The organism is Pseudomonas sp. CGJS7, assembly GCF_036961695.1.
This window is the reverse complement of the sequence record NZ_JBAMDI010000101.1, coordinates 1-22,953: the sequence shown is the minus strand read 5'-3', so window position 1 is coordinate 22,953 and position 22,953 is coordinate 1. Positions and strand designations below refer to the sequence as shown.

The 22,953-nt window shown below is 67.0% G+C and carries 22 protein-coding genes, 1 tRNA gene and 1 pseudogene; 15 read left to right on the top strand and 9 right to left on the bottom strand.

The genetic code is table 11. From position 1 onward, the window contains the following. Positions 1 to 14: 14 nt before the first annotated feature. The 12 genes and pseudogenes from V7787_RS38885 (at position 15) to V7787_RS38830 (ending at position 13,208) form a co-directional block, all read left to right on the top strand. On the top strand, positions 15 to 4,532 hold the full coding sequence (locus V7787_RS38885) for a non-ribosomal peptide synthetase (protein WP_336092903.1): 4,518 nt from the start codon (positions 15 to 17) through the stop codon (positions 4,530 to 4,532). Between the two features lie 185 nt (positions 4,533 to 4,717). Then, positions 4,718 to 5,209, top strand: a pseudogene (locus V7787_RS38880) (HvfX family Cu-binding RiPP maturation protein); the annotation flags it as partial. Between the two features lie 280 nt (positions 5,210 to 5,489). Further along, the gene (locus tag V7787_RS38875; RefSeq protein ID WP_336092901.1) at positions 5,490 to 5,918 is read left to right on the top strand and encodes an HvfA family oxazolone/thioamide-modified RiPP metallophore; all 429 of its coding nucleotides are present in this window, start codon (positions 5,490 to 5,492) and stop codon (positions 5,916 to 5,918) included. A 63-nt stretch (positions 5,919 to 5,981) separates the two neighbouring features. Then, positions 5,982 to 6,845, top strand: a complete 864-nt coding sequence (locus tag V7787_RS38870; RefSeq protein ID WP_336092899.1) for an HvfB family MNIO-type RiPP peptide maturase — start codon at positions 5,982 to 5,984, stop codon at positions 6,843 to 6,845. Then, on the top strand, positions 6,842 to 7,591 hold the full coding sequence (locus V7787_RS38865; protein ID WP_336092897.1) for an HvfC family RiPP maturation protein: 750 nt from the start codon (positions 6,842 to 6,844) through the stop codon (positions 7,589 to 7,591). The genes V7787_RS38870 and V7787_RS38865 overlap by 4 nt, the downstream gene beginning before the upstream one ends. A 57-nt stretch (positions 7,592 to 7,648) precedes the next feature. After that, complete coding sequence (locus V7787_RS38860; protein ID WP_336092895.1) at positions 7,649 to 8,296, top strand: ferric reductase-like transmembrane domain-containing protein; 648 nt, start codon at positions 7,649 to 7,651, stop codon at positions 8,294 to 8,296. Positions 8,297 to 8,378: 82 nt separating this feature from the next. Continuing rightward, on the top strand, positions 8,379 to 8,804 hold the full coding sequence (locus tag V7787_RS38855; protein WP_336092894.1) for an Ohr family peroxiredoxin: 426 nt from the start codon (positions 8,379 to 8,381) through the stop codon (positions 8,802 to 8,804). A gap of 150 nt (positions 8,805 to 8,954) precedes the next feature. Next, entirely contained in the window at positions 8,955 to 9,746 is a 792-nt protein-coding gene (locus V7787_RS38850; protein WP_336092893.1) for an alpha/beta fold hydrolase, read from the top strand. Between the two features lie 3 nt (positions 9,747 to 9,749). Next, a complete protein-coding gene (locus V7787_RS38845) occupies positions 9,750 to 10,460 on the top strand; it encodes a cytochrome c biogenesis CcdA family protein (RefSeq protein ID WP_336092892.1) in 711 nt (236 codons plus the stop codon). 30 nt (positions 10,461 to 10,490) lie between these two features. Then, positions 10,491 to 11,048 carry a thioredoxin family protein gene (locus V7787_RS38840; protein WP_336092891.1) on the top strand — a complete coding sequence of 186 codons (558 nt, stop codon included), beginning with the start codon at positions 10,491 to 10,493 and terminating at the stop codon, positions 11,046 to 11,048. Between the two features lie 97 nt (positions 11,049 to 11,145). Further along, positions 11,146 to 11,886 (top strand): response regulator transcription factor, encoded by a 741-nt coding sequence (locus tag V7787_RS38835; RefSeq protein WP_336092890.1) that lies wholly within the window; start codon positions 11,146 to 11,148, stop codon positions 11,884 to 11,886. Next, positions 11,883 to 13,208, top strand: coding sequence for a HAMP domain-containing sensor histidine kinase (locus V7787_RS38830; protein WP_336092889.1), 1,326 nt, complete (start codon positions 11,883 to 11,885; stop codon positions 13,206 to 13,208). The genes V7787_RS38835 and V7787_RS38830 overlap by 4 nt, the downstream gene beginning before the upstream one ends. Positions 13,209 to 13,223: 15 nt before the next feature. Here the strand turns inward: V7787_RS38830 and V7787_RS38825 are convergent, their stop codons facing one another. The 4 genes from V7787_RS38825 to V7787_RS38810 form a co-directional block, all read right to left on the bottom strand. Continuing rightward, a complete protein-coding gene (locus V7787_RS38825; protein WP_336092888.1) occupies positions 13,224 to 14,273 on the bottom strand; it encodes a saccharopine dehydrogenase family protein in 1,050 nt (349 codons plus the stop codon). Positions 14,274 to 14,427: 154 nt separating this feature from the next. Further along, positions 14,428 to 14,814, bottom strand: coding sequence for a VOC family protein (locus V7787_RS38820; RefSeq protein ID WP_336092887.1), 387 nt, complete (start codon positions 14,812 to 14,814; stop codon positions 14,428 to 14,430). Between the two features lie 119 nt (positions 14,815 to 14,933). Next, complete coding sequence (locus V7787_RS38815; protein ID WP_336092885.1) at positions 14,934 to 15,443, bottom strand: GNAT family N-acetyltransferase; 510 nt, start codon at positions 15,441 to 15,443, stop codon at positions 14,934 to 14,936. Between the two features lie 153 nt (positions 15,444 to 15,596). After that, the gene (locus V7787_RS38810; RefSeq protein ID WP_336092883.1) at positions 15,597 to 16,400 is read right to left on the bottom strand and encodes an AraC family transcriptional regulator; all 804 of its coding nucleotides are present in this window, start codon (positions 16,398 to 16,400) and stop codon (positions 15,597 to 15,599) included. A gap of 300 nt (positions 16,401 to 16,700) precedes the next feature. On the opposite strand from V7787_RS38810, the gene V7787_RS38805 reads away from it, so the two are divergent. After that, positions 16,701 to 16,970, top strand: coding sequence for a hypothetical protein (locus V7787_RS38805; protein WP_336092881.1), 270 nt, complete (start codon positions 16,701 to 16,703; stop codon positions 16,968 to 16,970). A 216-nt stretch (positions 16,971 to 17,186) separates the two neighbouring features. Here the strand turns inward: V7787_RS38805 and V7787_RS38800 are convergent, their stop codons facing one another. From V7787_RS38800 to V7787_RS38785, 4 genes are all read right to left on the bottom strand, one after another. Further along, positions 17,187 to 17,891, bottom strand: coding sequence for a TIR domain-containing protein (locus V7787_RS38800; protein ID WP_336092879.1), 705 nt, complete (start codon positions 17,889 to 17,891; stop codon positions 17,187 to 17,189). A 19-nt stretch (positions 17,892 to 17,910) separates the two neighbouring features. After that, positions 17,911 to 18,870, bottom strand: a complete 960-nt coding sequence (locus V7787_RS38795) for a restriction endonuclease (RefSeq protein WP_336092877.1) — start codon at positions 18,868 to 18,870, stop codon at positions 17,911 to 17,913. A 175-nt stretch (positions 18,871 to 19,045) separates the two neighbouring features. Further along, positions 19,046 to 19,133 (bottom strand) — tRNA-Ser (locus tag V7787_RS38790). Positions 19,134 to 19,260: 127 nt separating this feature from the next. After that, positions 19,261 to 20,271: a LysR family transcriptional regulator gene (locus V7787_RS38785; protein ID WP_336092875.1), complete on the bottom strand. Its 1,011-nt coding sequence runs from the start codon at positions 20,269 to 20,271 to the stop codon at positions 19,261 to 19,263. Between the two features lie 120 nt (positions 20,272 to 20,391). Here V7787_RS38785 and V7787_RS38780 point away from each other — a divergent pair, with 120 nt between their 5' ends. Next, a complete protein-coding gene (locus V7787_RS38780) occupies positions 20,392 to 20,970 on the top strand; it encodes an FMN-dependent NADH-azoreductase (RefSeq protein ID WP_336092873.1) in 579 nt (192 codons plus the stop codon). Positions 20,971 to 21,245: 275 nt separating this feature from the next. Here V7787_RS38780 and serS read toward each other — a convergent pair whose 3' ends face one another. Next, positions 21,246 to 22,538, bottom strand: a complete 1,293-nt coding sequence (gene serS / locus V7787_RS38775; RefSeq protein WP_336092871.1) for a serine--tRNA ligase — start codon at positions 22,536 to 22,538, stop codon at positions 21,246 to 21,248. Positions 22,539 to 22,765: 227 nt separating this feature from the next. On the opposite strand from serS, the gene V7787_RS38770 reads away from it, so the two are divergent. Then, positions 22,766 to 22,953: hypothetical protein (locus tag V7787_RS38770; protein ID WP_336092869.1), on the top strand; the 188-nt coding region annotated here is incomplete at its 3' end.

Here is a 22,953-nt window from a genome sequence, read left to right as displayed (position 1 = left end):
GGGGATACCTAGCCATGCAAACCTCGATCAAATCCATCCTCGGCAAACTAGGCGGCAAAGAACGCGCTCGCTTGTATCAGCGTGGCCAGGCCTTGGGCCTGCGCGAAGCCGATGCAGGACGCATCGTCTCGACCCCGCGCGATGGCGAACTGCCGCTGTCGTTCGCGCAACAGCGCCTGTGGTTTCTGGCCCAGCTCGAAGGCGTCAGCGTCACTTATCACATCCCGCTGGCGCTGCGCCTGCACGGAACGCTGGATCGCGACGCCTTGCGTCAGGCGCTCGACCGTCTGCTGGCGCGCCACGAAGGCCTGCGCACGGTGTTCATCGCCCGCAACGGCCAGCCGCGCGTGCGGCTGTTGCCGGCCGACACCGCGCTGGGACTGCCCGAGCACGACCTGCGCGGCAGCGACGATGCGCACGCCGCCTTGCAAGCCATCGCCGACGAAGAACTGCACGCGCCGTTCGACCTGAGCCGCGGTCCGCTGATCCGCGCGCGGCTGATCCGGCTGGGCGAAAACGAACACGAGTTGCTGATTACTTTGCATCACATCGCCGCCGACGGCTGGTCGATCGCGATACTGGCGCGCGAACTCGGCGAGCTCTACAACGCCGCGCATGGACGCCGCGCCGATTCGTTGCCCGCGTTGGCGATCCAGTACCCCGACTACGCCGCATGGCAACGGCAGTGGCTAGACGGCGACCGGCTCGACGCGCAGACCGATTACTGGCGCAACCAACTCGCCGACGCACCGGTGCTGCTGGAGCTGCCGACCGACCGGCCGCGGCCGGCGCAACAGTGCTTCGCCGCCGCCGAAGTAGCGCTGCATCTTGAGCCCGAACTGACCCATGCGCTGCAACGCCTGAGCCGACGGCACGGCGGCAGCTTGTTCATGACCTTGCTGGCGGCGTGGTCGGCGGTGCTGGCGCGTTTGTCCGGACACACCGACCTGATCGTCGGCACGCCCAGCGCCAACCGCAACCGCGCCGAGATCCAGCCGCTGATCGGCTTCTTCGTCAACACCCTGGCCTTGCGCATCGACCTGAGCGGCGACCCCAGCGTGGCCGAGTTGCTGGCGCGGGTGCGCGCGGTCGCGCTGGCGGCGCAAGACCATCAGGATCTGCCGTTCGAGCGCGTAGTCGAAGCGGCGCAACCGCCGCGCCGGCTCGATCACACCCCGCTGTTCCAGGTGTTGTTCGCCTGGCAGACCAACGAAGCGGGCGTGTTCGCGTTCGACGGTCTGCGCGCCGAGCCGCCGCGCATGGCCGTCGACACGCTCAGGTTCGATCTGGAACTGCACCTGAGCCCATCGGCGGCGTCCGCCGCCGGCGAAACCGTCGACGGCACCTTGTACTACAGCACCGCCTTGTTCGACCGCTCGACCATCGAACGCCAGCGCGACTGTCTGATCGCGATGCTGCGGGCGATGGTCGCCGACGACGCGCGCAGCATCGCCGATATCGACGTGGTCGGCGCCGATGAGCGCGCGCTGTTGCTCGCACGCTTCAACCGCGGCGAGACCGCGGCCGTCGCCGACACCTGCGTGCACCGGATGTTCGAACAGCAAGTCGAGCGCACGCCCGACGCGATCGCGCTGGTTCACGACCACGATTCATTGAGCTATCGCCAGCTCGATACCCTGGCCAACCGGTTGGCGCACCGATTGATCGCCCAAGGCTTGCGGCCCGGGCAGCCGGTGGCGATCTGCGCCGGCCGCGGCGCGGCGATGGTGGCGGCGCTGATCGCGATACTCAAGGCCGGCGGCGCTTATCTGCCGCTGGACCCGGACTATCCCGCCGAGCGCTTGGCCCAAGTGCTGGCCGAAGCGCAACCGGCGCTGTTGCTGGGCGACGCCGCCGGCCGCCGCGCATTGGGCGATGCGGTATCGCACTGCGCCCACGCGCTCGATCTGGACCGACTCACCGCGGACGCTTTCACCGCCGACGACGAGGCGCATGAAAACCCGGGCGACACGCATGCCGACGCCGATCGTCCGGCTTACCTGATCTACACCTCCGGTTCCACCGGCGTGCCCAAGGGCGTGGCCATGCCGCACCGGCCCTTGGTCAATCTGCTGCGATGGCAGAACCGGCAACTGCCGCCCGCGCAAACCACGCTGCAGTTCGCCGCGCTCGGGTTCGACGTCGCGTTCCAGGAGATCTTCGGCACGCTGTGCGCGGGCGGCATCTTGGTCTCGATCGACGCGCAACTGCGCCTGGATTTCGGCCTGCTGATCGCCAGGATCGCGCGCGAGCGCGTGCAACGTCTGCACTTGCCCTACATCGCCCTGCAAGCGCTGGCCGAAGCCGCGGCCGACGATCCCGCGCGCATCGCGATGCTGTCGCCGGCCTTGCGCGATGTCGTCGTCGCCGGCGAGCAACTGCGCATCACCCCGCAGATCCGCCGCTTGTTCCAGCAGTTGCCCGACTGCCGCCTGCACAATCATTACGGCCCGACCGAATCGCATGTAGTCACCGCTTACACCCTGCCGCCCACGGTCGAAGCCTGGCCCGATCAGGCGCCGATCGGCCGTCCGATCGACAACGCCCGCATCTACCTGCTCGATCCGCGCGGCCGACCGGCGCCGTTGGGCGCGGTCGGCGAGATCCATATCGGCGGCGCGGTCCTGGCCCAGGGCTATTGGAACCGCGAGGCGTTGACGCGCGAGCGCTTCATCGCCGATCCGTTCGCCGACACGGCCGGCGCGCGCATGTACCGCAGCGGCGATCTGGCCCGTTACCGCGGCGACGGCGAACTGATTTTTCTCGGCCGCAACGACGATCAGATCAAGATCCGCGGTTTCCGCATCGAATTGGGCGAGATCGAGGCGCGCTTGGCCGAGCACCCCGAACTGGCCGAAACCGCGGTGCTCGCGCGCGAAGACGGCGGCGACAAACGTCTGGTCGCGTACGTGGTGCCGGCCGCTGCCGGCGCGCCGCGCAGCGGTTTGGCCACGCGTTTGCGCGCGCATCTGAGCGCGCGACTGCCCGACTACATGGTTCCGTCCGCGTTCGTCGCCGTCGATGCCTTGCCGCAGACGCCCAACGGCAAGCTCGACCGCAAGCGCTTGCCCGCGCCCGACCGACAAGACCTGGCCCGGTACGATTTCCAAGCGCCGCTCGACGGCCCGGAAACCACGCTCGCGGCGCTGTGGAGCGCCTTGCTCGGGGTCGAACGCATCGGCCGCGACGATCATTTCTTCGAACTCGGCGGGCATTCGCTGCTGGCCGCGCAACTGGCCGCGCGCATCGGCGCGGCGCGCGACGCCGATGCGCGCGAGCGCGGCGCGGTGCCGGTCCGGCAAGTGTTCCTGCGTCCGGTGCTCAAGGACATGGCCGAGTTGCTGCGCGCGCCTGCCGATGCCGTGAGCGCGGTCGTCGACCTGCGGCAAGAAATCCAGCTCGCCCCGGACATCCGCGCCGCCCTCCCGCACGCCGCGCCGCTGTCGCCGCGGCAAGTGCTGCTGACCGGCGCCACCGGTTTTCTCGGCGCGTTCCTGCTGACCCGCTTGCTGCGTCGTACCGATGCGCGCGTGCATTGCCTGATCCGCTGCGACGACGCCGGGCAAGGCCTGCAACGGCTGCGGCGCGGCTTGAACGCGCTGGGATTGAACCCGCCGCTCGACCCAGAGCGCATCGTCGTGCTGCCCGGCGACCTCGCCCAACCGCGGCTGGGCCTGAGCGAGCGGCGGTTCGCCGAATTGGCCCAGTCGCTCGACGCGATTTACCACAACGGCGCCTGGGTCAATTCGCTGCACAACTACCGCACGCTCAAGGCCGCCAACGTGCTGGCGACCGAACAAGTGCTGCGCCTGGCCAGCCTGGGCGCGCCCAAACATATCCACTACGTGTCTACTACCGGCGTACTGCCGCCGCTGGACCCGGCGTGGATCGATGTGCGCAACGAAGAGGATCTGTTCGCGCGTTGGCAAGGCCTGTCGGCCGGTTACACCCAAAGCAAATGGGTCGCCGAGCAGTTGCTGCGATTGGGCGGCAGCCGCGGCCTGGGTTACACGGTGTATCGGCCGACGCATATCTGCGGCGCGGCCGACAGCGGCATCAGCAACGACAGCGATACCTGGAGCCTGTTCGTCGACGCCTGCCTGCGCCATCGCGCCGTTCCCGACCAGGAAGATACGTTGAACTGGGTGCCGGTGGACCGGATGAGCGAGTTCATCGTCGAACTGTCGCTGCGCCAGGACACCCGCGGACGCACGCTCAACCTGACCCATCCGCGCGCATTCGCGCTGAGTCGGCTCATTGCCGCCATCGCCGCCAGCGACGGCGCGCCGGTGCGCAGCCTGGCGTATCGCGATTGGCTGTCGCGCTGCGCGAGCGACGAATCCACCCGCAACATCGCCTCGATCCTACCGGCCGATCTGGCCGAGGATCCCAGCGTGGCGACCGCGTTCGGCGCGATCCGGATCGGCAACGCGGTCGAGGAACTCGGCGGCCTGGACGTCTGCCCGCCGCTCGACGACGCCTTGCTGCGGCGTTACGTCGACTGGCGCAACCGCCCGCGCGGCGGCGGCTGAGGCGCCCGCACGGCCCGCATCCGCCGGGCGGCCCGCCGCGGCCGCCCGGCGTTTGTATCGCAATGTATCCGCGCGCCGATCCGCGCGGTTGGCTGACAAATCCGCACTCCCGCCGACACCCTGGCGATACCGCCGCACTCCGAAATAGCCGCACCCAAACGGGCCAGCGGCCTCAGGAGTCGGACATGCGGTACTTCCCCAAGCTTTCCAGCACCACCCCGCTCATCCCCCGCGTCGACGCGGTAGGCCGCTGGCTCGCGCCGGCCGGTCTGCGCGTGCTGCTGGCCTGGGAGTTCTTCGAAGCCGGCCGCGAAAAATGGCTGGGCGAGAACTGGTTCGCCGATCTGGGCGACAAGTTTCCGCTGCCGTTCTCGCTGCTCGGCCCGCAGCTCAACTGGACCCTGGCCACCTGGATGGAGCTGGGCGCCAGCCTGGCCTTGCTGATCGGCCTGGGCACGCGCTATGCGGCCTTCGCCTTGTGGGTGCTCACGGTGGTGGCGATCTACGCCGTGCATTGGCCCAGCGATTGGTCGAGCCTGGCCGAGCTGTGGCAGGGCTACGCGATCAGCGATCAGGGCCACGGCAACTACAAGCTGCCGCTGCTGTATCTGGCGATGCTGTTGCCGCTGGTGCTCAACGGCGGCGGCAAGCTCAGCGTCGACGCGTTGATCACACGCAGCGCCAACGTATCCACCATCCGCGCCGACCGCCGCGCCTGGGGCTGGGTCGCCTTGGCCTTCGGCCTGCCGACCAGTCTGCTGCTGCCTTGGATCGGCGGCGCGCTCGCCTTGTCGGGTCTGGCGTTGATCGCGTTCAAACCTGCGCGCGCCATCGCCGCACCTGCATCCGCGTTCGCCTGAGAACGCCCGCCGCGCCTTCCGCGCCGCCTCGCTTTCGTTGCATCCGCCGCATTCGCGGCCCTATCCCGCGGCATCGCCGCATCTCTCGGAGAACACCATGTCCCGCAACCACGACTCCAACTCCACCGCCCGCAGCGGCAAGCACAGCATCGGCCTGATCGGCGTCGCCTTGGCCGGCGGCTTGATCCTGAGCCAGTCCGCCTTCGCCGTGCAGCCTCTGGCGCAGGGTTATCTGGCCTCCGCCAGCCACGCCGCCAAGGCCGGCGAAGGCAAATGCGGCGAGGGCAAGTGCGGCGAAGAAAGCTTCGCCAAGACCGACACCAACCACGACCACAAAGTCTCGCGCGCCGAATTCGTCGCCGCCGCTCCCACCCGCGCCGCCGAGTTCGACCGCATCGACACCGACAAGAACGGCAGCATCTCGCTGCCCGAAGCGCTCAAGTCGGTGGAGGCCTCGCGCCGCGCCGCCGGCAAGGAAGTGGGCGAAGGCAAGTGCGGCGAGGGCAAGTGCGGCGGCCAGGCCTGACCGGTTCGCGCTCCTTCCCTTTCCCACCGGGAAGGAGCGCGCTTTTCGATTCGAGGTATCGCCATGAACCTTCCCGCCTTCACCGCTACGCGCAGCGCTGGCTACCCGTCCATCCGCGGCGCCGGCCTGGGCCTGCGCCGCGGCTTGATCGCGCAATTGCTGACGATGGACGAGGACGCGCTCGACTTTCTCGAATGCGCGCCCGACAACTGGATCGGCGTCGGCGGCCGCTACGGCGATGCGCTGGCGCAGCTGTCGGCGCGTTTCCCGCTCAGCTGCCACGGCCTGTCGCTGTCGCTGGGCGGCCCCGAGCCGCTGGACACCGCGTTGCTGGCGCAAACCCGCGACTTCCTCGACCGCCATCGGGTCGCGCTGTACAGCGAACACCTGAGCTACTGCAGCGACGACGGCCATCTCTACGATCTGATGCCGATCCTGTTCACCGATGAAGCCGTGCGCCACGTCGCCCGCCGCATCGCCCAGGCGCAGGACGCCTTGGGCCGGCGGATCGCGGTGGAGAACGTGTCCTACTACGCCGCGCCGTATCAGGCGCTGAGCGAAATCGACTTCATCGGCGCGGTGTTGGCCGAGGCCGATTGCGACCTGCTGCTCGACGTCAACAATTTGTTCGTCAACGCCTGCAATCACGGCTACGACGCCGCGGACTTCCTCGCCCGCCTGCCCGCCGACCGCATCGCCTCGTTGCATATCGCCGGGCATTTCGACCAGGACACAGACCTGAAGGTCGATACCCACGGCGCGCCGGTCAAGGACGATGTCTGGTCGCTGCTCGCTCAGGCCTATGCCCGTTTCGGCGTACGCCCGACCTTGCTCGAACGCGACTTCAACTTCCCGCCGCTGAGCGAATTGCTGGCCGAAACCGCGCGCATCCGCTCCATGCAGGCCGCCGCGGAGGCCGCGCCATGAGCGAGCGCCTGCGCCAACAGCAATACGCCTTGGCCCGGCATCTGCGCGACCCGTCGCGGCACGCGCCGCCGCCGGGTCTGGAAGATCGCCGGCTGCGGATCTATCGCGAATTGTTCTTCGGTTCGATCGAATCGCTGCTGGCCGGCAGCTTCCCGGTGCTGCGGCAAACCCTCGACGAAAGCGCGTGGCGGACGCTGGTGCGCGCGTTCTACGCCGAACACCGCAGCGCCACGCCCTTGTTCACCCGCATCGCCGCCGAGTTCGTCGATTTCGTCCAAGGCTACCCGGCGCTCGACGACAGCGCGCCGTGGTTGGCCGAGCTGGCGCATTACGAATGGGTGGAAATCGATCTGCAGCTCAGCGACGCCGCGCTGCCGGCGCATCGCCGCGACGGCGACCTGCTCGACTCGGTGCTGCTGCTTTCGCCGCTGGCGATGCCGCTGGGCTATCGCTGGCCGGTCGACGCCATCGGCCCGCAGTTCCAGCCGCTGGCTCCGCCCGAGCAGCCGACCTTGCTGCTGGTGCATCGCGACGCCGCCCTGCAGGTTCGCTTCGCCCGGATCGCGCCCATGGCCTACCGCCTGCTGACTTCGCTGCAAACCGATGCCCGCAGCGGCCGCGCTCACCTCGACGCGCTCGCGCAGGAAACCGGCGGCGATCCCGCCTCGGTGCAAGCGCAAGGGCTGGCGCTGCTACAGCGCATGCGCGAGGACTCGATCGTGCTTTGCGCCCAGCCCGAACCCTGATCGCCGCTCGCCTCCTCTTATCCCTATCGCGCTCGATTCCATCGTCGGAGCAACCCAATGAAACCGCAAAACCGCCTGCCCACACTCACCGGCTGGAGCCTGTTCGGCGCCATCGCCGTGGCGATCCTGGCCATGGTCGGCCTGATCCTGTGCGCCAACGCCGACTGGACCGAAGCCCTGCGCAGCGCGATCCGCGCGACCGCACGCACGTCGTTCGCCCTGTTCTTGCTGGCCTTCACTGCCTCGGCTTTCGTCGCCCTGGTGCCCTCGCCGGTGACCAAGGCGCTGCTGCGCGAACGCCGCTACATCGGCCTGGCGTTCGCGTTCTCGCACCTGGTCCACGCCATCGCCATCTACGCCTATGGCCAGCTGGCGCCGGAGTTCTGGCCCAGCCGCACCGGCCTGGCCAACGTGCCCGGCAGCATCGGCTACGCGTTCATCGTGCTGATGGCGGCGACCTCGTTCGACGGCGCCGTGCGCCGGCTCGGCCCGCGCGCGTGGAAGCGTCTGCACACCACCGGCATGTGGGTGATCGCGGCGATCTTCGCCTACTCCTACTTCAAGCGCATTCCGATGAGCCCGGCCTATGCCGTGCCGTTCGCGATCCTGCTGTCGGCGGTGGCGATCCGCTGGGTCGGCAAGCTCGCCCAAGCCAACAAGCGCGCAGCGCGCGGGCATTCGCTGCAACGCGCCGACTCCGCGTAATCGATCCGCCCACTCCGCTTGCCCGAAGTTTCATCCCCCCGGCGAGCACAACCGCATCGCCGCACATCCCAGGAGAACCACCATGATCAAGACCACCGAACAAGTGCTGTACACCGCCCACACCCACACCACCGGCGGCCGCGACGGCGGCGGCCGTTCCGACGACGGCGCGCTGGAAGTCAAGCTCAGCACGCCGGGCTCAGGCCGGCCCGGCACCAATCCCGAACAGTTGTTCGGCGTCGGCTACTCGGCCTGTTTCATCGGTGCGATGCAGCTGGCCGGGGCGAAACTCGGCATCCGTCCGCCCGCCGACACCGCGGTCGATGCGGCGGTCTCGCTGGGCAAGACCGACGGCGGCAGCCGCTACCTGCTCTCGGTCAAGTTGAGCGTGAGCCTGCCGGGCCTGGACGACACGCAGAAGCGCGCGCTGGTCGAGACCGCGCATCAGACCTGCCCGTATTCGCACGCCATCCGCGACAACGTCGAAGTCGAGTTCGAAATCGTCTGAGCCGTACGCGCGGCGGCGGCGGAGATTTGTAAGCGAATGTAGATCGGGCCCGCGCCGGCCGCACTGGCTTACAAAACCCCGCCGCCGCCGACACAGCCGAGACAGGCCGCGACGCTGCAATAGCCGCACCTTCCCAACGAGATCCGCCCAATGTTCCGCACCGCACTGTTCACCGCCCTGACCGCGCTGTCGCTGGTTCCGTCCCTGGCCGCCGCCGACGTCCGCGACCACAACGCCGCCCCGACCGTGGTGCTGGTCCACGGCGCTTTCGCCGACGGCGCCAGCTGGAACAAGGTCATCGCGATCCTGCAGTCCTGGGGCGTGCGCACCGTCGCCACGCACAGCCCGCTGACTTCGCTCAGCGACGACGTCCAGGCCACCCGCCGCGCCATCGACAACGCCTCCGGACCGGTGGTGTTGGTCGGCCATTCCTGGGGCGGCACGGTCATCACCCAGGCCGGCACCGATCCGCGGGTCAGCGCCCTGGTCTATGTCGCCGCGTTCGCGCCCGACGTCGGTCAGAACACCGGCGATCAAGGCCGCGGCTTTCCGGTTCCGCACGGTCTGAGCGGCTTGCGCGAACACGATGGTTTTTTGTGGTTGAACGAGCACACGGTCGCGGAAGATTTCGCCCCGGAGCTAAAACCCCGCGACGCGCGCCTGATCTTCAGCACCCAGGCGCCGATCAAGGCCAGCGCGTTCGGCGAAGCGGTGACCCAGGCGGCGTGGCGCGGCAAGCCGAGCTGGTACGTGATCGCGCGCAACGATCGGATGATCGCGCCGGAACTGCAGGCCGACACCGCGCGCCGGATCGGCGCGCAGGTGCGCTCGATCGCCTCCGGCCACGCCGCGCCGCTGTCGCAACCGCGCGAGGTCGCTTACGCGATTCTGGAAGCGGCCGGCGTCAAGGCCGAAGAACCCGCCGCGCACGCGGGAGGCTGAGCGATGTTCGCGCAAGCCTTCGCCGAGTACGCCCTGGCCGGCGCCGCCGGCGTGGCCACCATCGCCTCGCCCTGCATCCTGCCGGTGTTGCCGATCGTGCTGGCCACCACCGCCGGGCGCAGCAAGCTGGAACCGTTGCTGATCGTCGCCGGCTTCACCGCCAGTTTCGCCGCCGGGGGCATCGCCCTCGGCGCGCTGTCGGCGATCTCCGGCGAATGGCAATACGCCGTGCGCACCGCCGCGATCGCGATGCTGTTGTTGGCAGGGTTGAGTTGCCTGTGGTCGGCGCCGTTCGACTGGTTGGCCGCACAGATTCAACGACGCCTGACCTCAGGCGTTTCGGCCGGCCCCGCGCGCACCGGCAAGCTCGGCGCGCTGTTGATCGGCGCCTCGCTCGGCCTGGTGTGGACGCCGTGCGCAGGGCCGATCCTGGCCTCGGTGCTGGCCCTGGCCGCTTCGGCGCAAGCGCCGGCCAAAGCGACCGCCCTGCTCGGACTGTATGCGCTCGGCGCGGGCGTGCCGCTGCTGGCGATCGCGTACGGCGGCCATTGGGTGTCGGCGCGGCTGGCGTTCTTCAACCGCCACGCCGTAACGACCCGCCGCATCTTCGGCGCCGTCGCCATCGCCGTCGCCCTGCTGCAACTGCTGCAGTACGACGTGCTGTTTTCCGCCTGGGCTACGCAATGGCTGCCGGCGGTCTCCACCGGACTTTGAATCCCCCAATCCTTTCGAAGGCAAACCGCCATGTCCAAGACCCTGAGCACGCTCAAACCCCTCCTCTGCGCCCTGAGCCTGTGTCTGGCCGCGGTCGCCTGCACGCCCGGCGCGCAGGCCGAACCGGTGCAAGGCACCCACACCCAACCCGCGCCGACCGCGCCCGAATTCGCCGGCATCGAGCGCTGGATCAACAGTCCGCCGCTGACCATGGCCGGCCTGCGCGGCAAGGTGGTGCTGGTCGAGTTCTGGACCTATTCGTGCATCAACTGCATCCGGGTGATGCCGCACGTGAAGCAATGGCATCAGCGTTATCGCGACAGCGGCCTGACCGTGGTCGGCGTGCACACGCCCGAATACGGTTACGAAAAGATCCCGCGCAATGTCGATGCGGCGGTCGCGCGCTTCGGCATCGAGTATCCGGTCGCGCAAGACAACGCCTACGCCACCTGGAACGCCTACCACAACCGTTATTGGCCGGCGTTGTACCTGATCGACCGCAACGGCCGGGTGGTCTATGAGCACTTCGGCGAAGGCGATTACGCCCAGACCGAGGCCAAGATCAAACAACTGCTGGCCGAACGTTGAGCGCACCCGCCGCCGGGCCGGCGCCGCCCGCGCCCGGTGGCATAATCGCGGCGAACGCGGCCCGGCATGGCGGCCTTTTCTTCGGCGGAATCGATGCATGAACCACGTTGATCACATTCTGGTCGTCGACGACGATCGCGACATCCGCGAGATGGTCGCCGATTACCTGCGCAAGAACGGCCTGCGCGCCAGCGTCGCCGCCGACGGCCGCGAAATGCGTGCGCTGCTGGATACGCAGGCGGTCGATCTGATCGTGCTCGACGTGATGATGCCCGGCGACGACGGCCTGGTGCTGTGCCGCAACCTGCGCGCCGGCAAGCACCGCGCGATCCCGGTGCTGATGCTGACCGCGCGCGACGACGCCACCGACCGCATCATCGGCCTGGAAATGGGCGCCGACGATTACGTGGTCAAACCGTTCTCGCCGCGCGAGTTGCTGGCGCGGATCAACGCGGTGATCCGGCGCACGCGGATGTTGCCGCCGAACCTGCAGATCAGCGAAGCCAGCCGGCTGATCGCGTTCGGCGATTGGCGCCTGGACACCAGCGCGCGCCACCTGCTCGATCCGCAAGACACCGCGGTGGCGCTCAGCGGCGCCGAGTTCCGGCTGTTGCGGGTGTTCCTCGATCATCCCCAGCGCGTGCTCAGCCGCGATCAATTGCTCAGCCTGACCCAGGGCCGCGACGCCGAACACTTCGACCGCTCCATCGATCTGCTGGTCAGCCGTTTGCGCCAGCGCCTGCAGGACGGCGCGCGCGAGCAGACCTACATCAAGACCGTTCGCAGCGAGGGCTATGTGTTCTCGATGCCGGTCACGTTGGTTGGCGAGGAAACGTGAACGCGCCCACGCCCGCCGCCGCGTCGAAATGGCTGCCGCGCAGCATCGCCTCGCGGCTGTACCTGATCCTGTTCGCCGGCTTGTTGCTGGCGCACGGATTGTCGTTCGGGCTGCTGTTCTATGAGCGTTACGTCACCGCCACCTCGATGATGCTCGGCAATCTGGAGCAGGACGTGATCACCTCGGTCGCGGTGCTCGAACGCATTCCCGCGTCCGACCGCGCGCAATTTCTGCCGCAGCTCAAGCGCCGCACCTACCACTACGTGCTCGGCGCCGGCGAACCCGGCAAGCCGGAATTGAGCGAGCGCGCGCAGAACATCGTCCGCCTGATCGGCTCGGCGCTGGGCCCGCGCTATCCGCTGCGCGCCGACACCACCTCGACCCGGCCCGAACGCTTCCAGGTCCACCTCACCCTCAGCGACGGGCAACCGCTGATCGTCGAAGTCACGCCCTCGACCATGCCGGTCGCGCAATGGCTGCCGTTCGTGCTCGCAGCGCAACTGGCGTTGTTGCTGCTATGCACCTGGGTAGCGGTGCGGCTGGCGACCCGGCCGCTGGCATGGCTGGCCAGCGCCGCCGATTCGCTCAGCCCCAGCGGCGGCGCCGCGCCCTTGCGCGAAGGCGGGCCGACCGAGGTGGCCAAGGCGGTGTCGGCGTTCAATGCCATGCAGGATCGGATCGCCGCGTATTTGAGCGAACGCCTGCAGATCCTCGCGGCTATTTCGCACGACTTGCAGACCCCGATCACCCGCATGCGTTTGCGCACCGAGGCGATGGACGCCTCGCCCGAGCGCGACAAGCTGATCGGCGATCTGGGCGAGATGGAGCATCTGGTGCGTGAAGGCGTCGCCTATGCGCGCAGCGCGCACGGCGCGGCCGAGGCGCCGATCAAGCTCGATCTGGATGCGTTCCTCGACAGTCTGGTCTGCGATTACCAGGACACCGGCAAGCCCGTATCGCTGAGCGGAACCCTGGGCGCGCCGGTGTTCAGCCGGCCGCACGCGCTACGCCGGGTCGTCGGCAATCTGATCGACAACGCGATCAAATACGCCGGCGCGGCTGAGCTGGAAGTCGGCCGGCGCGGCGACGGCGGCGCGGTCGAAATCCGCGTGCTCGACCGCGGTCCCGGCATCGCCGCGCACGAGCTCGACGCGGTGATGCAGCCGTTCTACCGGATCGAATCCTCGCGCAACCGCGACAGCGGCGGCGCCGGCCTGGGCCTGGCGATCGCGCAACAACTGGCGCTGTCGCTGGGTGCGACGCTGACGCTGTCGCCGCGCGAGGACGGCGGGCTTCAGGCGATCCTGTCGCTGCCCAACTGATAGGCGCTCAGCCGCTCAAGCGGACCATTGCAGATCGTGCGGCGCCAGACTGGCGATGAAATCGCGCGCATCGAAGGTCGCGCCCGGCGCCCACACCCCGGCGCCGCGGCTGCGCCCGTCGACTATCCGCTCCAGGGCTTCCACCATCAAGGGCGCGGTGACCGCATAGATGTCCCGCCCTTGCGCGCTCAACTTGCGCTCGCTGCCGTTGCGGCGCGCGCTGACTTCGATGGCGAACACCTGATCCGAGCGCCCGCTCGCGTCGGCAGCCACCGGCGTCGGCGTTGACGGATCGCGTACATCGCGCAGCGGCGCCAAATTGAGGAAGGACTCGGCCCGTTGCACCCGCAAATGCCGGGAAATCAGCGACATTTCGCTGAACGGCACCGCGACCATCGCCTGCTCGCCGAACGCGCCGTCGAAACGCCAGGCGCGCTGCGCGGGCGGATCGCTCAACGGCTGCAGAACGCCGCCGGCGATGGTCAAACGCCGCGCGGTATTGCGCTGTCCGGTGATGCGGGTGCCTTCGGTGGGATGCCAGCTGTCCAAGGCGATGGCGATGTCCAGCGAATCCGCCTCGCTCCAACCCTGCATCGCCGCGCTGGCGAGCAGATCGGCCAGACCGCCGTAGAACGCCATCGCCGGCACGACGGCGATACCGGCGCGGACCGCGGCCTCGGCATGGCGGTCGAACGCGGCGAGCACGGGTTGCTGCTCGGCCGCGGTGTCCAGGTAATGCGCGCCGGCGCGCAGCGCCGCTTGGATCACCGCTTCGGCGGTTTCGCTGAAAGGCCCGGCGCAATTGATCACCGCCACCGTCCCCTCCAATGCGCCATCCAGCGACGAGGGATCGTCCACCGAAGCCACCCGCACCGGGGATTGCGGAAACGCCGCAGCCAAGGCCTGCAAACGCACCGCATCGCGGCCCGACAGCACCGGCAGCCAGCCGCGCTGCAACAAGCGGGCGACCACGAAGCGGCCGGTGTGGCCGTAGGCGCCGAACACGCAGACGCGGCGGTCGGCCGATTCCGTTGCGACCGGCGTAAGCGCTGAATCGATGGACATGGATGCGTTCTCTTGAAGCCGAATGGACAGGCCTCATGAGACAACGCGCCGACCCGGGCCGCTGTCGGAATCTTTAGCGACCGCCCTCGCGAGCCGATGGCTCGCGGCCGCTGGCCGGGCCGCGTCTTCGACACGGCCCGGCAAGCTGCGCGACTCACTCCATCGAATGCACGCCGAAGGTATTGCCCTCGGTGTCGTTGAGCAAGGCGGCGAAGCCATAATCGCCGCCGATGGCGAACTTCTCCATCGCCACCTTGCCGCCGTGCGCCGCCGCGCGGCCGGCCTCGATGGCGCAGTCCTGCGACATGAAATAAACCAGGGTGCCGCCGCTGCCGACCGGCGCGCCCGGCATATGCACCAAAGCGCCGGAAGCGCCGTGGGCCTGCTGATCCATGGCGCCCGGGAAGGCCCACATCACCATCTGGCCGTCGGGGCTTTCGAGCTTCTCCAGGGTGATACCGAACACGCCCTCGTAGAACTTGCGGGCCCGGTCGATATCGTGGGCGTAGATCTCGAACCAACCAACGCGGTTGTTTTGCATGGGGATTTCTCCTGTAGACGACGGATGAACGAAGGCGAAGGCCGTGCGGCCCCCATCGATACGACGATCCACGCCGCCCAGAATCGACAAACCACGGTTAAGCCGTCGACAAAGACCTGTCAGTCCCTGGCCAGCTCCAGCACCACCGAAGTTTCGATCTGACGCTCGGGAATCCGCCAATAGCTGCGCAGCAACGCATTCGCACGCTCCTGCGGCACCGACACGAAGCCGTTGCGGCGATAGAACGCGATCGCCCAGGACGCATCGGCCCAAGTACCGACCAGCACCGGACGCTGCGCGCGTTCGCGCAGATGCCGGAGCAAGGCCGCACCGACGCCCGAGCGCTGTTGGCCTGGACGCACATAGGCGTGGCGGATCAGATCGACATCGCGCACCGCCTGGATGCCCATCACCCCGAGCAGAACGCCGCCGGCCTGGAACCCGGAGAATGCCACGCCCGCGGCGATCTCATCGCGCAGGTCTTGCGCCGACATATACGGCTCATGCCAACGGTCGGCCGGAATCACCCCGCGATAGGCCTCGGCGGCGGCGTTGACGATGTCCAGGATGGCGCCTTGTTCGTCCTCGCGGCACGGGCGAATGGCAGTGGCCGGGGCGAGCGCGCTCATCGGACGGCTCCGGCGACGGGCGAAGAGCGGCGATGAATCGAGCGGAAAAACGCGAGTTCGCGAACGGACCGCATGGCGGGCTCCTGTGGGTGGGAGTCCCACTGTCGCCGCCACGGCGACCACCGGTCTTGGATAAAAGTGCGCGCCGCCCGCTCAGCGCGCTCCTTGCGCGTAACGAAGCGGAGTGACGCCGAACTGGCGCACGAAGCAGCGATTGAGATGGCTCTGATCGTAAAACCCCGCCTGCGCCGCCGCCTCGGCCGCGCCCTGCCCGGCGCGGATCAAACGCCGGGCCAAGGCGATCCGGCGTTGCACGATGTACGCATGCGGAGTCAGGCCCAGTTCGCGGGCGAAACCGCGGATCAACTGATAGCGACTGACGCCGACCTCGCCGGCCAGATCGAGCAAGGACAACTCCGCGCCCGGCTCGGCGTCGATGCGTTCGCGCGCGCGCCGCACCGAGACGGCCGCGTCGGTCCCCGCGCGCCGCGGCTCAGCGGCGTTGACGCCCGCACCGGCGAGCAAACGCAGCAACGCCGTCTCGCACGCCATCGGCGCGTCCGCCGCGGTCACGCTCGCGAACGCAGTTTCCAGCAACCCGCGCACACGTACATCGCCGAACACCGCCGCGGCGAACACCAACGGCCGGCCCGCGCCTTCGTCGATATCCAGGCGAGCGCGCTCGACCAAGGCAGGATCCAGATACAACATCCGCCACGCACGCGGCCGCCCGCCGATCGCCCGCCCGTCGTGCACCTCGCCTGGATTGACGAAGATCAACTGCCCCGGCCCGGCCTCGACCTGGCGCCGATCGCTGGCCGACGCATGCCCGCCCGCATCGACCACCCCGATCCCGTACTGGTCGTGCACATGCCGCGGATACGCCCGCGCCGTCGCCGCGCTCATCGCGTCGACGCCGGTGATGGCGGTGGGCAGGTAGCGGATCGATTCGGGCATCCCCCCAATCCTACCCCTCACCCCGCCAGTCCGAAGCCCCCTTGTAGGAGCGGCGCGAGCCGCGACCACGAACTCCCAACAACGACGACACTCACCTGTCACCCGATTGCCCCAAGCCTCCCGCCATCCCCCCGGAGCCCAGCAACACCACCCCTTTCACAAAACCGCGCATACGGCTTTGACACCCCACCCAGCCCGACGCTAAAGCTCTATCGCCCGTTCGCCCCATGACGACCGCGACGCCGGCACAGGAAGTACCCCAGCGGGCCTTCGCCCGCCCCATGACCAAGGAGCAGGACCATGCAAAAGGGCTACACGAAAAGGATTCTCGCCACCGCCGCACTGGCCGCATCGCTGAGCGCGATCTTCGCCGCCACCGCGCAAACCAACGCGCACGTGGAGATCCGCACCTACCGCGACAACACCGGCCAGGTGATCGGCGTGCAATACATCAGCCGCGGCTGCGCCGACCCGCAACCCACAGGCTGGGGCGTCACCACCGGCCCCTACAGCGTCGACCGCGGCCGTTGTTTCGTCATCGCCCCGCCGGGCGGCGGGCCGGTGAACTGAGTCGATGCATCGCGGGGCGGGCCGGTACGGCCCGCTGCGCGGATTTCTCGCGAGTGTCGGGCAGGATTCGAACGTCGAATATGCCAAGCCTGAGGCTCCCTCGCATCCTCGCCGCGAGGCCCGCAAATCAGGGGCGGTTCATTCGATGAGCCCGTTCTCGGCAAGCAGTTGCTCAAGGACCCAATCGAGCACTGCACTTGTCAGACGTAAGACTTGCTACAAGTTCGCCAAAGCAATCGGGTAGCCCTGAGCCGCCATTTCCTTCGCCAGAAGCGGCCCTGCATCCTTTTGCAGGTTATCCTTGAACGGGATATAGAGTAATCCCTGAATATCGGACGGGCGCTCTATGTTGTCTTGTTGCTTCATGAGAATGGCAACGTTCTTGCGACCGAGCAGCGTGAGCATCATGCCCAGTTCCATCACAACGTTTTGGCGCGCACGGAAGGCCTTTTCGTCCTCGTGTCCAGCGCGGTAGCCTTCGTCATCAGGGGTGGCCAGCACTACAGCAAACTTCACCTCTGCCGTGTACTTCTCCAGCTTCTCGATGATGGTCTGCCCCTCCGATGGAAGCTGATCCAAGATTAGCGGCTCAAGTCTCCAACGGCGCAGCATTGCTTCAAGCTCAGTGCGTGCTGCTGCGTCGTGCCCATAGACGACAAACACCTTGCTGAGCATCGGCTTGGCAGCGGCGCCATTCTGCGATGCGGGCGCAGCCGCAGCTTGCGTAAGCTGCACACCAAGGCATGCCTTCACAGCATCTTGGCTCTTGCCCTGAACATTGAAATTGCCTGTGTGGTAACTGTTGACGATTGCGCCATTCTGCAACCGGAGTTGCGTGCCTGTGCCATTCGCCAGCGCCGTCTCATTCGCAATCTGAAAGCCACCCGCTTGCAGACAGGCTTTTATCTCATCAAGAGTCATTGGCACTCCGTTCTCATTGTTAGCTAAGAACCTCAAGGTAAGGATTCTTGTCGATGATGGCTGCTTGCGATTTCTTCTTAAGCAGTGCAACCAGATCGCCATGCCGTTGAAGCAGCATCACGAACTCCTGCAACGAGCACAAGAAGATAGTTTTGAGGTTCAGCGCGCTCTTGCATTCAGTCAACACGGATTCTGTGTAGCCGTTTGTCGCAATGAAAATGCCGTGCGCGTTCGCGCGCATAAACAAGCGACTGAGGTGAGGGGAAAACTCGCCGATGCCGACCGGCGCATTGAGCCATTTCATCTCCACCAAATGAATGGCACCGTCCAATTCGATCACCCCATCAATCTGCTCAAGTACGGTGCTGGTGTCGGGTGACTTGCGCCGAAAGTCCTCTCGAACGTGAATGCCGTAGGCTTTAAAAAGGTCGTTCAGTACAGCTTCGAGCAGCTTGCCCCTCTCTTGCGGCTTGTCGTCCATGCCGAACAGGGCGAATAGTCGCGTACTGACTTCTTCAATCTTAGTGCGCTTCTCAGACGCTGCCGCTTGCTCGGAGCGCTGACGGACAAGCGCCTGTTCCCGCTCAGCATCACGTTCCTGCTTCATCCGCGTGAAGGAGTCCTTGACGTTGACCGTCTTACTCAACTCGGCCACAAGCCCTTTGGCCTTGAGCCGGTCAGAGTCCCAGCAGGTGTCGAAGTTGTCGAACTCGGTAACACGCTTGATGATTTCGCGGCGAGGACGTAACCCGCCATCCCCACGCGCATTCACCCTCGTGAGCACGTTGCGGACAATCTCGAACTTGTTGATAGCGTCGCGGTTGGCGCGAACGATGCTAGAGACCTCAGCGAGGTCTTCCGGCACAACTCCTGCGCCTTGGAGGAACAAAACGACGTCTTGCTTGCTCCGGCAGAGCAGCGGAATCGTATCCACCAGCAGATTAAACACCTCGGGAGGATAGTGAAACTGCTCTGCCATCTTGTCGTTGTTCCTTCGTGTGTCCCGCCTAGATGGCTTTTGTGTTTGTGCTTACGGCTTGCTTACGGCCCCAATTTTTTCGAACGGCTGTTTCGCCTGCGAGACCACTGAGCTCTCTGCTGCATCTCTCGCGGTTCACTCGCTCGTCGATACTGCGTAAGTGCCTGTTCTAAATTGGCGGAGGCGGTGAGATTCGAACTCACGAACGGTTGCCCGTTGCCGGTTTTCAAGACCGGTGCAATCGACCACTCTGCCACACCTCCTACAACTGTTTTCAAGACCGCTGCCTTAAACCACTCGGCCATCTCTCCGTTGTAAACGCGGGCCGCAAGCCCGCGCGCAACTCTCAGCTTCGCGCATCCGGCCTTGCGCCGGACGCGCGGCATTGTCTCATGCCGGAGCGGAAATCTTCACCGGCTTGTCGGGCTTCTTGCCGTCGCGGTCGGAAATGCTGTCCGGGCACGGGTGGCCCTTGATGTCGCTGCACTGCAGGCGCGCGGATTCGACCAGCGACGGGGCTTTCTCGGCCAGGAAGTCGATGAACACCCGCACCGCCGGCAGCAGGCCGCGGCGGGAGGCGAAGACGGCGTGGAAGATGCCCTGCGGCAGGCGCCAGTTGGGCAGCACCACTTCCAGGTCGCCGCGGCGCACGGCTTCGGCGCAGACGGTTTCCGGCAGCAAGGTGATGCCCACGCCCTGCTCGGCCAGCGCCATCAGCATCGGGAAATCGAAGCCCATCACCCGCGGCTTGAGTTCGACCTTGCGCACTTCGCCGTCGGGGCCGTGCAGTTCCCAGCGCTGGCGGGCGTCGTCTTCGCTGATGCTCAGGGTGACGTGGTCGGCCAGTTCGTCGGGGTTGGTCGGGCGGCCCATGCGGGTCAGGTATTTGGGGCTGGCGACCAGCAGTTCCTGGATCTGGCCGAAGCTGCGCATCACCAGGCTGCCGTCGTCGTCGAGCTTGGAACGCACGCGCAAGGCGACGTCGACGCCTTCGTTGATGATGTCCACGCGCCGGTTGCTGATGTGCAACTGCACGCGCACTTGCGGGTATTTGGCCAGGAATTCGGGCAGCAGCTTGGGAATCTGCTGCTGGGCCAGACCGACCGGGACGCTGACCCGGATCACCCCGCGCGGTTCGGCGCTGAGGCGGTCGACCACTTCGCGCGCGGCCTGCGCCTCGGCCAGCATCGATTGGGCGTGGCGATAGACGCTGTTGCCGACTTCGGTCACCGCGAATCGGCGGGTGGAACGCTGCAACAAGCGCACGCCCAGATCGGTTTCCAACTGGCTGATGCGGCGGCTCAGACGCGACTTGGGAATGCCCAGCGCGCGCTCGGCGGCGGCGAATCCGGCGTGGTCGACGACCATCGCGAAGTAGTACAGGTCATTGAGATCGTGCATGACGATAGTTCCAAAATTAGAACAGCGAGTGATATTGAACCAGCTTTATCCCATTCGCGCAACGATCCAGACTTTGCTCCAACGCGGCGACGCCCGCCTTCCAGCCCAACGAGGCCCACCATGAAGCTGCTGCACATCGATTCCAGCGCCTTGGGCGCAAATTCCGTGACCCGCGAGCTGTCGGCAGCGGTCGCGGCCCGTTGGCAGGACGAACTGCCCGGCCTGAGCATCGAATACCGCGACCTGGACGCCGATCCGGTACCGCATCTTACCGGTCGTTCCCTGGCTAAGGTCGATCCGGCCGAAACCGAGGAATCAGAGCGCATCCTGCAACAATTCCTGGCCGCCGATGTGATCGTGTTGGGCGCCCCGATGTACAACTTCGGCATTCCTTCCACGCTCAAGGCCTGGATCGACCGGATCGCGGTCGCCGGCAAGACCTTCCGCTACACCGCCGAAGGTCCGGAGGGTCTGGCCAAGGGCAAGAAGGCGATCATCGCCAGCGGCCGCGGCGGTTTGCACAGCGGCCAGCCCAGCGATTTCCAAGAGACCTACCTGCGTCACGTCCTGGGTTTCATCGGCGTGACCGATGTCGAGTTCGTGCGCGCCGAGGGTGTGTCTTACTCACCTCAGCATCGTGCCGATGCGCTTGCTGCCGCGCACGCGTCCATTGCGCTGCCGCAACGCAAGGCGGCCTGAGGCTACATCCGTGTCTGTCCCGCAATACCCGTGTCCAACCGTGTAGCTCAAAGTCCGGCGTTCCCTCCCCCACGCCGGCATTCGCCGGGTCCTGACGGGCCCGGCTTTTTTATTGGGGGGCGAGAAAGGTGGGTGCGGGGCGACTTGCGGCCCTCACCCCAGCCCTCTCCCGCAAGCGGGAGAGGGAGCTAAGAGCAAGCGGCGTAACTGCTCCCTCTCCCGTTTGCGGGAGAGGGTTGGGGTGAGGGCCGCGAGTCTTCAGCGGCCGACGGCGATCAAGCCAGCGTCTCAGCCCCACCCACATAACGCCGCAACGCCTCCGGCACGGTGATCGAACCATCGGCGTTCTGATAGTTCTCCATCACCGCGATCATCGCCCGGCCGATGGCCACGCCGGAACCGTTGAGCGTATGCACCGGCTCGGGCTTGCCGGTCGCCGGATTGCGCCAGCGCGCCTGCATGCGCCGGGCCTGGAAGGCTTCGCAGTTGGAGCACGAGGAAATCTCGCGGTAGCGGTTCTCGCTCGGCAGCCACACTTCCAGGTCGTAGGTCTTGGCCGCGGAGAAGCCCATATCGCCAGTGCACAGCAGCATGCGGCGGTACGGCAGGCCCAGGGTTTCCAGCACCACTTCGGCGCAGCGGGTCATGCGTTCGTGTTCGCTGTAGCTGTCCTGCGGACGGGCGATGGCCACGAGCTCGACTTTCTCGAACTGATGCTGGCGGATCATGCCGCGGGTGTCGCGGCCGGCGCTGCCGGCTTCGGCGCGGAAGCACATCGAGTGCGCGGTCATGCGCAGCGGCAACCCGGCGTCTTCGACGATTTCGTCGCGGACGATGTTGGTCAGCGGCACTTCCGAGGTCGGGATCAGGTAGCGCTTGCTGGCCGATTCGCCTTCGCCGACCAAGGTCGCGAACAAATCGTCCTCGAACTTGGGCAATTGGCCGGTGCCGCGCATCGAGTCGGCGTTGACCAACAGCGGCACGCTGGTTTCCTGGTATTCGTGCTGTTCGGTATGCAGATCCAGCATGAACTGCGCCAGCGCGCGGTGCAGCCGCGCCAGTTGGCCGCGCAGCACGGTGAAGCGCGCGCCCGACAGCTTGGCCGCGGTTTCCGCGTCGAGCCAGCCGTGGCGGGCGCCGAGTTCGACGTGGTCCTTGACCGGGAAATCGAATTCGCGCGGCGTGCCCCAGCGGTGTTGTTCGACGTTGCCGGCCTCGTCCGCGCCCAGCGGCACCGAATCGTGCGGCAGGTTGGGAATGCCCAGCGCGATCGCCTCGATCTCGCCCTTGATCGCTTCCAGGCGCGCTTCGCCGAGCTTCTGCTCATCGCCCATGCTGGAAACCTGCGCCATTACCTCGGCGACGTCCTCGCCCTTGCTCTTGCGCTTGCCGATCTCGGCCGAGAGCTTGTTGCGCGCGGCCTGCAGTTCCTGGGTGCGCACCTGCACCATCTTGCGCTCGCTCTCCAACGACGCCAGCACCGCCGGATCCAGGGCATAGCCGCGGGTGGCGTGCAAACGGGCGGCGAGTTCGGCGGGCTGTTGGCGCAGCAGGTTAGGATCGAGCATGACTTAGCCGGATGTGGCGGGGAGAACCGCAGATTATCGCGTCAAAGCGGTTTTTTCGCGAACCAACCCGGCCGGCGAGGCCGCCAAGGCGCGATCGAGCCGTTCGCGCGCCGCGCACAACGGCCACACGCCCGCCGCACACGAACGACGTAGCCTGCGGTTTCATTGCAGAATGCACGGCATCACGCTATCGCCGTGACCCACCCGACCCGCGAGCCGCCTGCCCTATGTCGACGCCTTCCCCCGCACCGCGCCGTTCCTTCGATATCGCGTCCTGGCTGCCCTCGGGCAAGGCCTGGCTGTGGGTGCTGGGCGCGTTCGCGATCGGTCTGGCGATGTTCGCCTGGGTCTGGTCGAGCAACCGCAATCGCAACGACGGCTTCTACCGCGCCGGCGACGACGCCGCGCCGCCGAC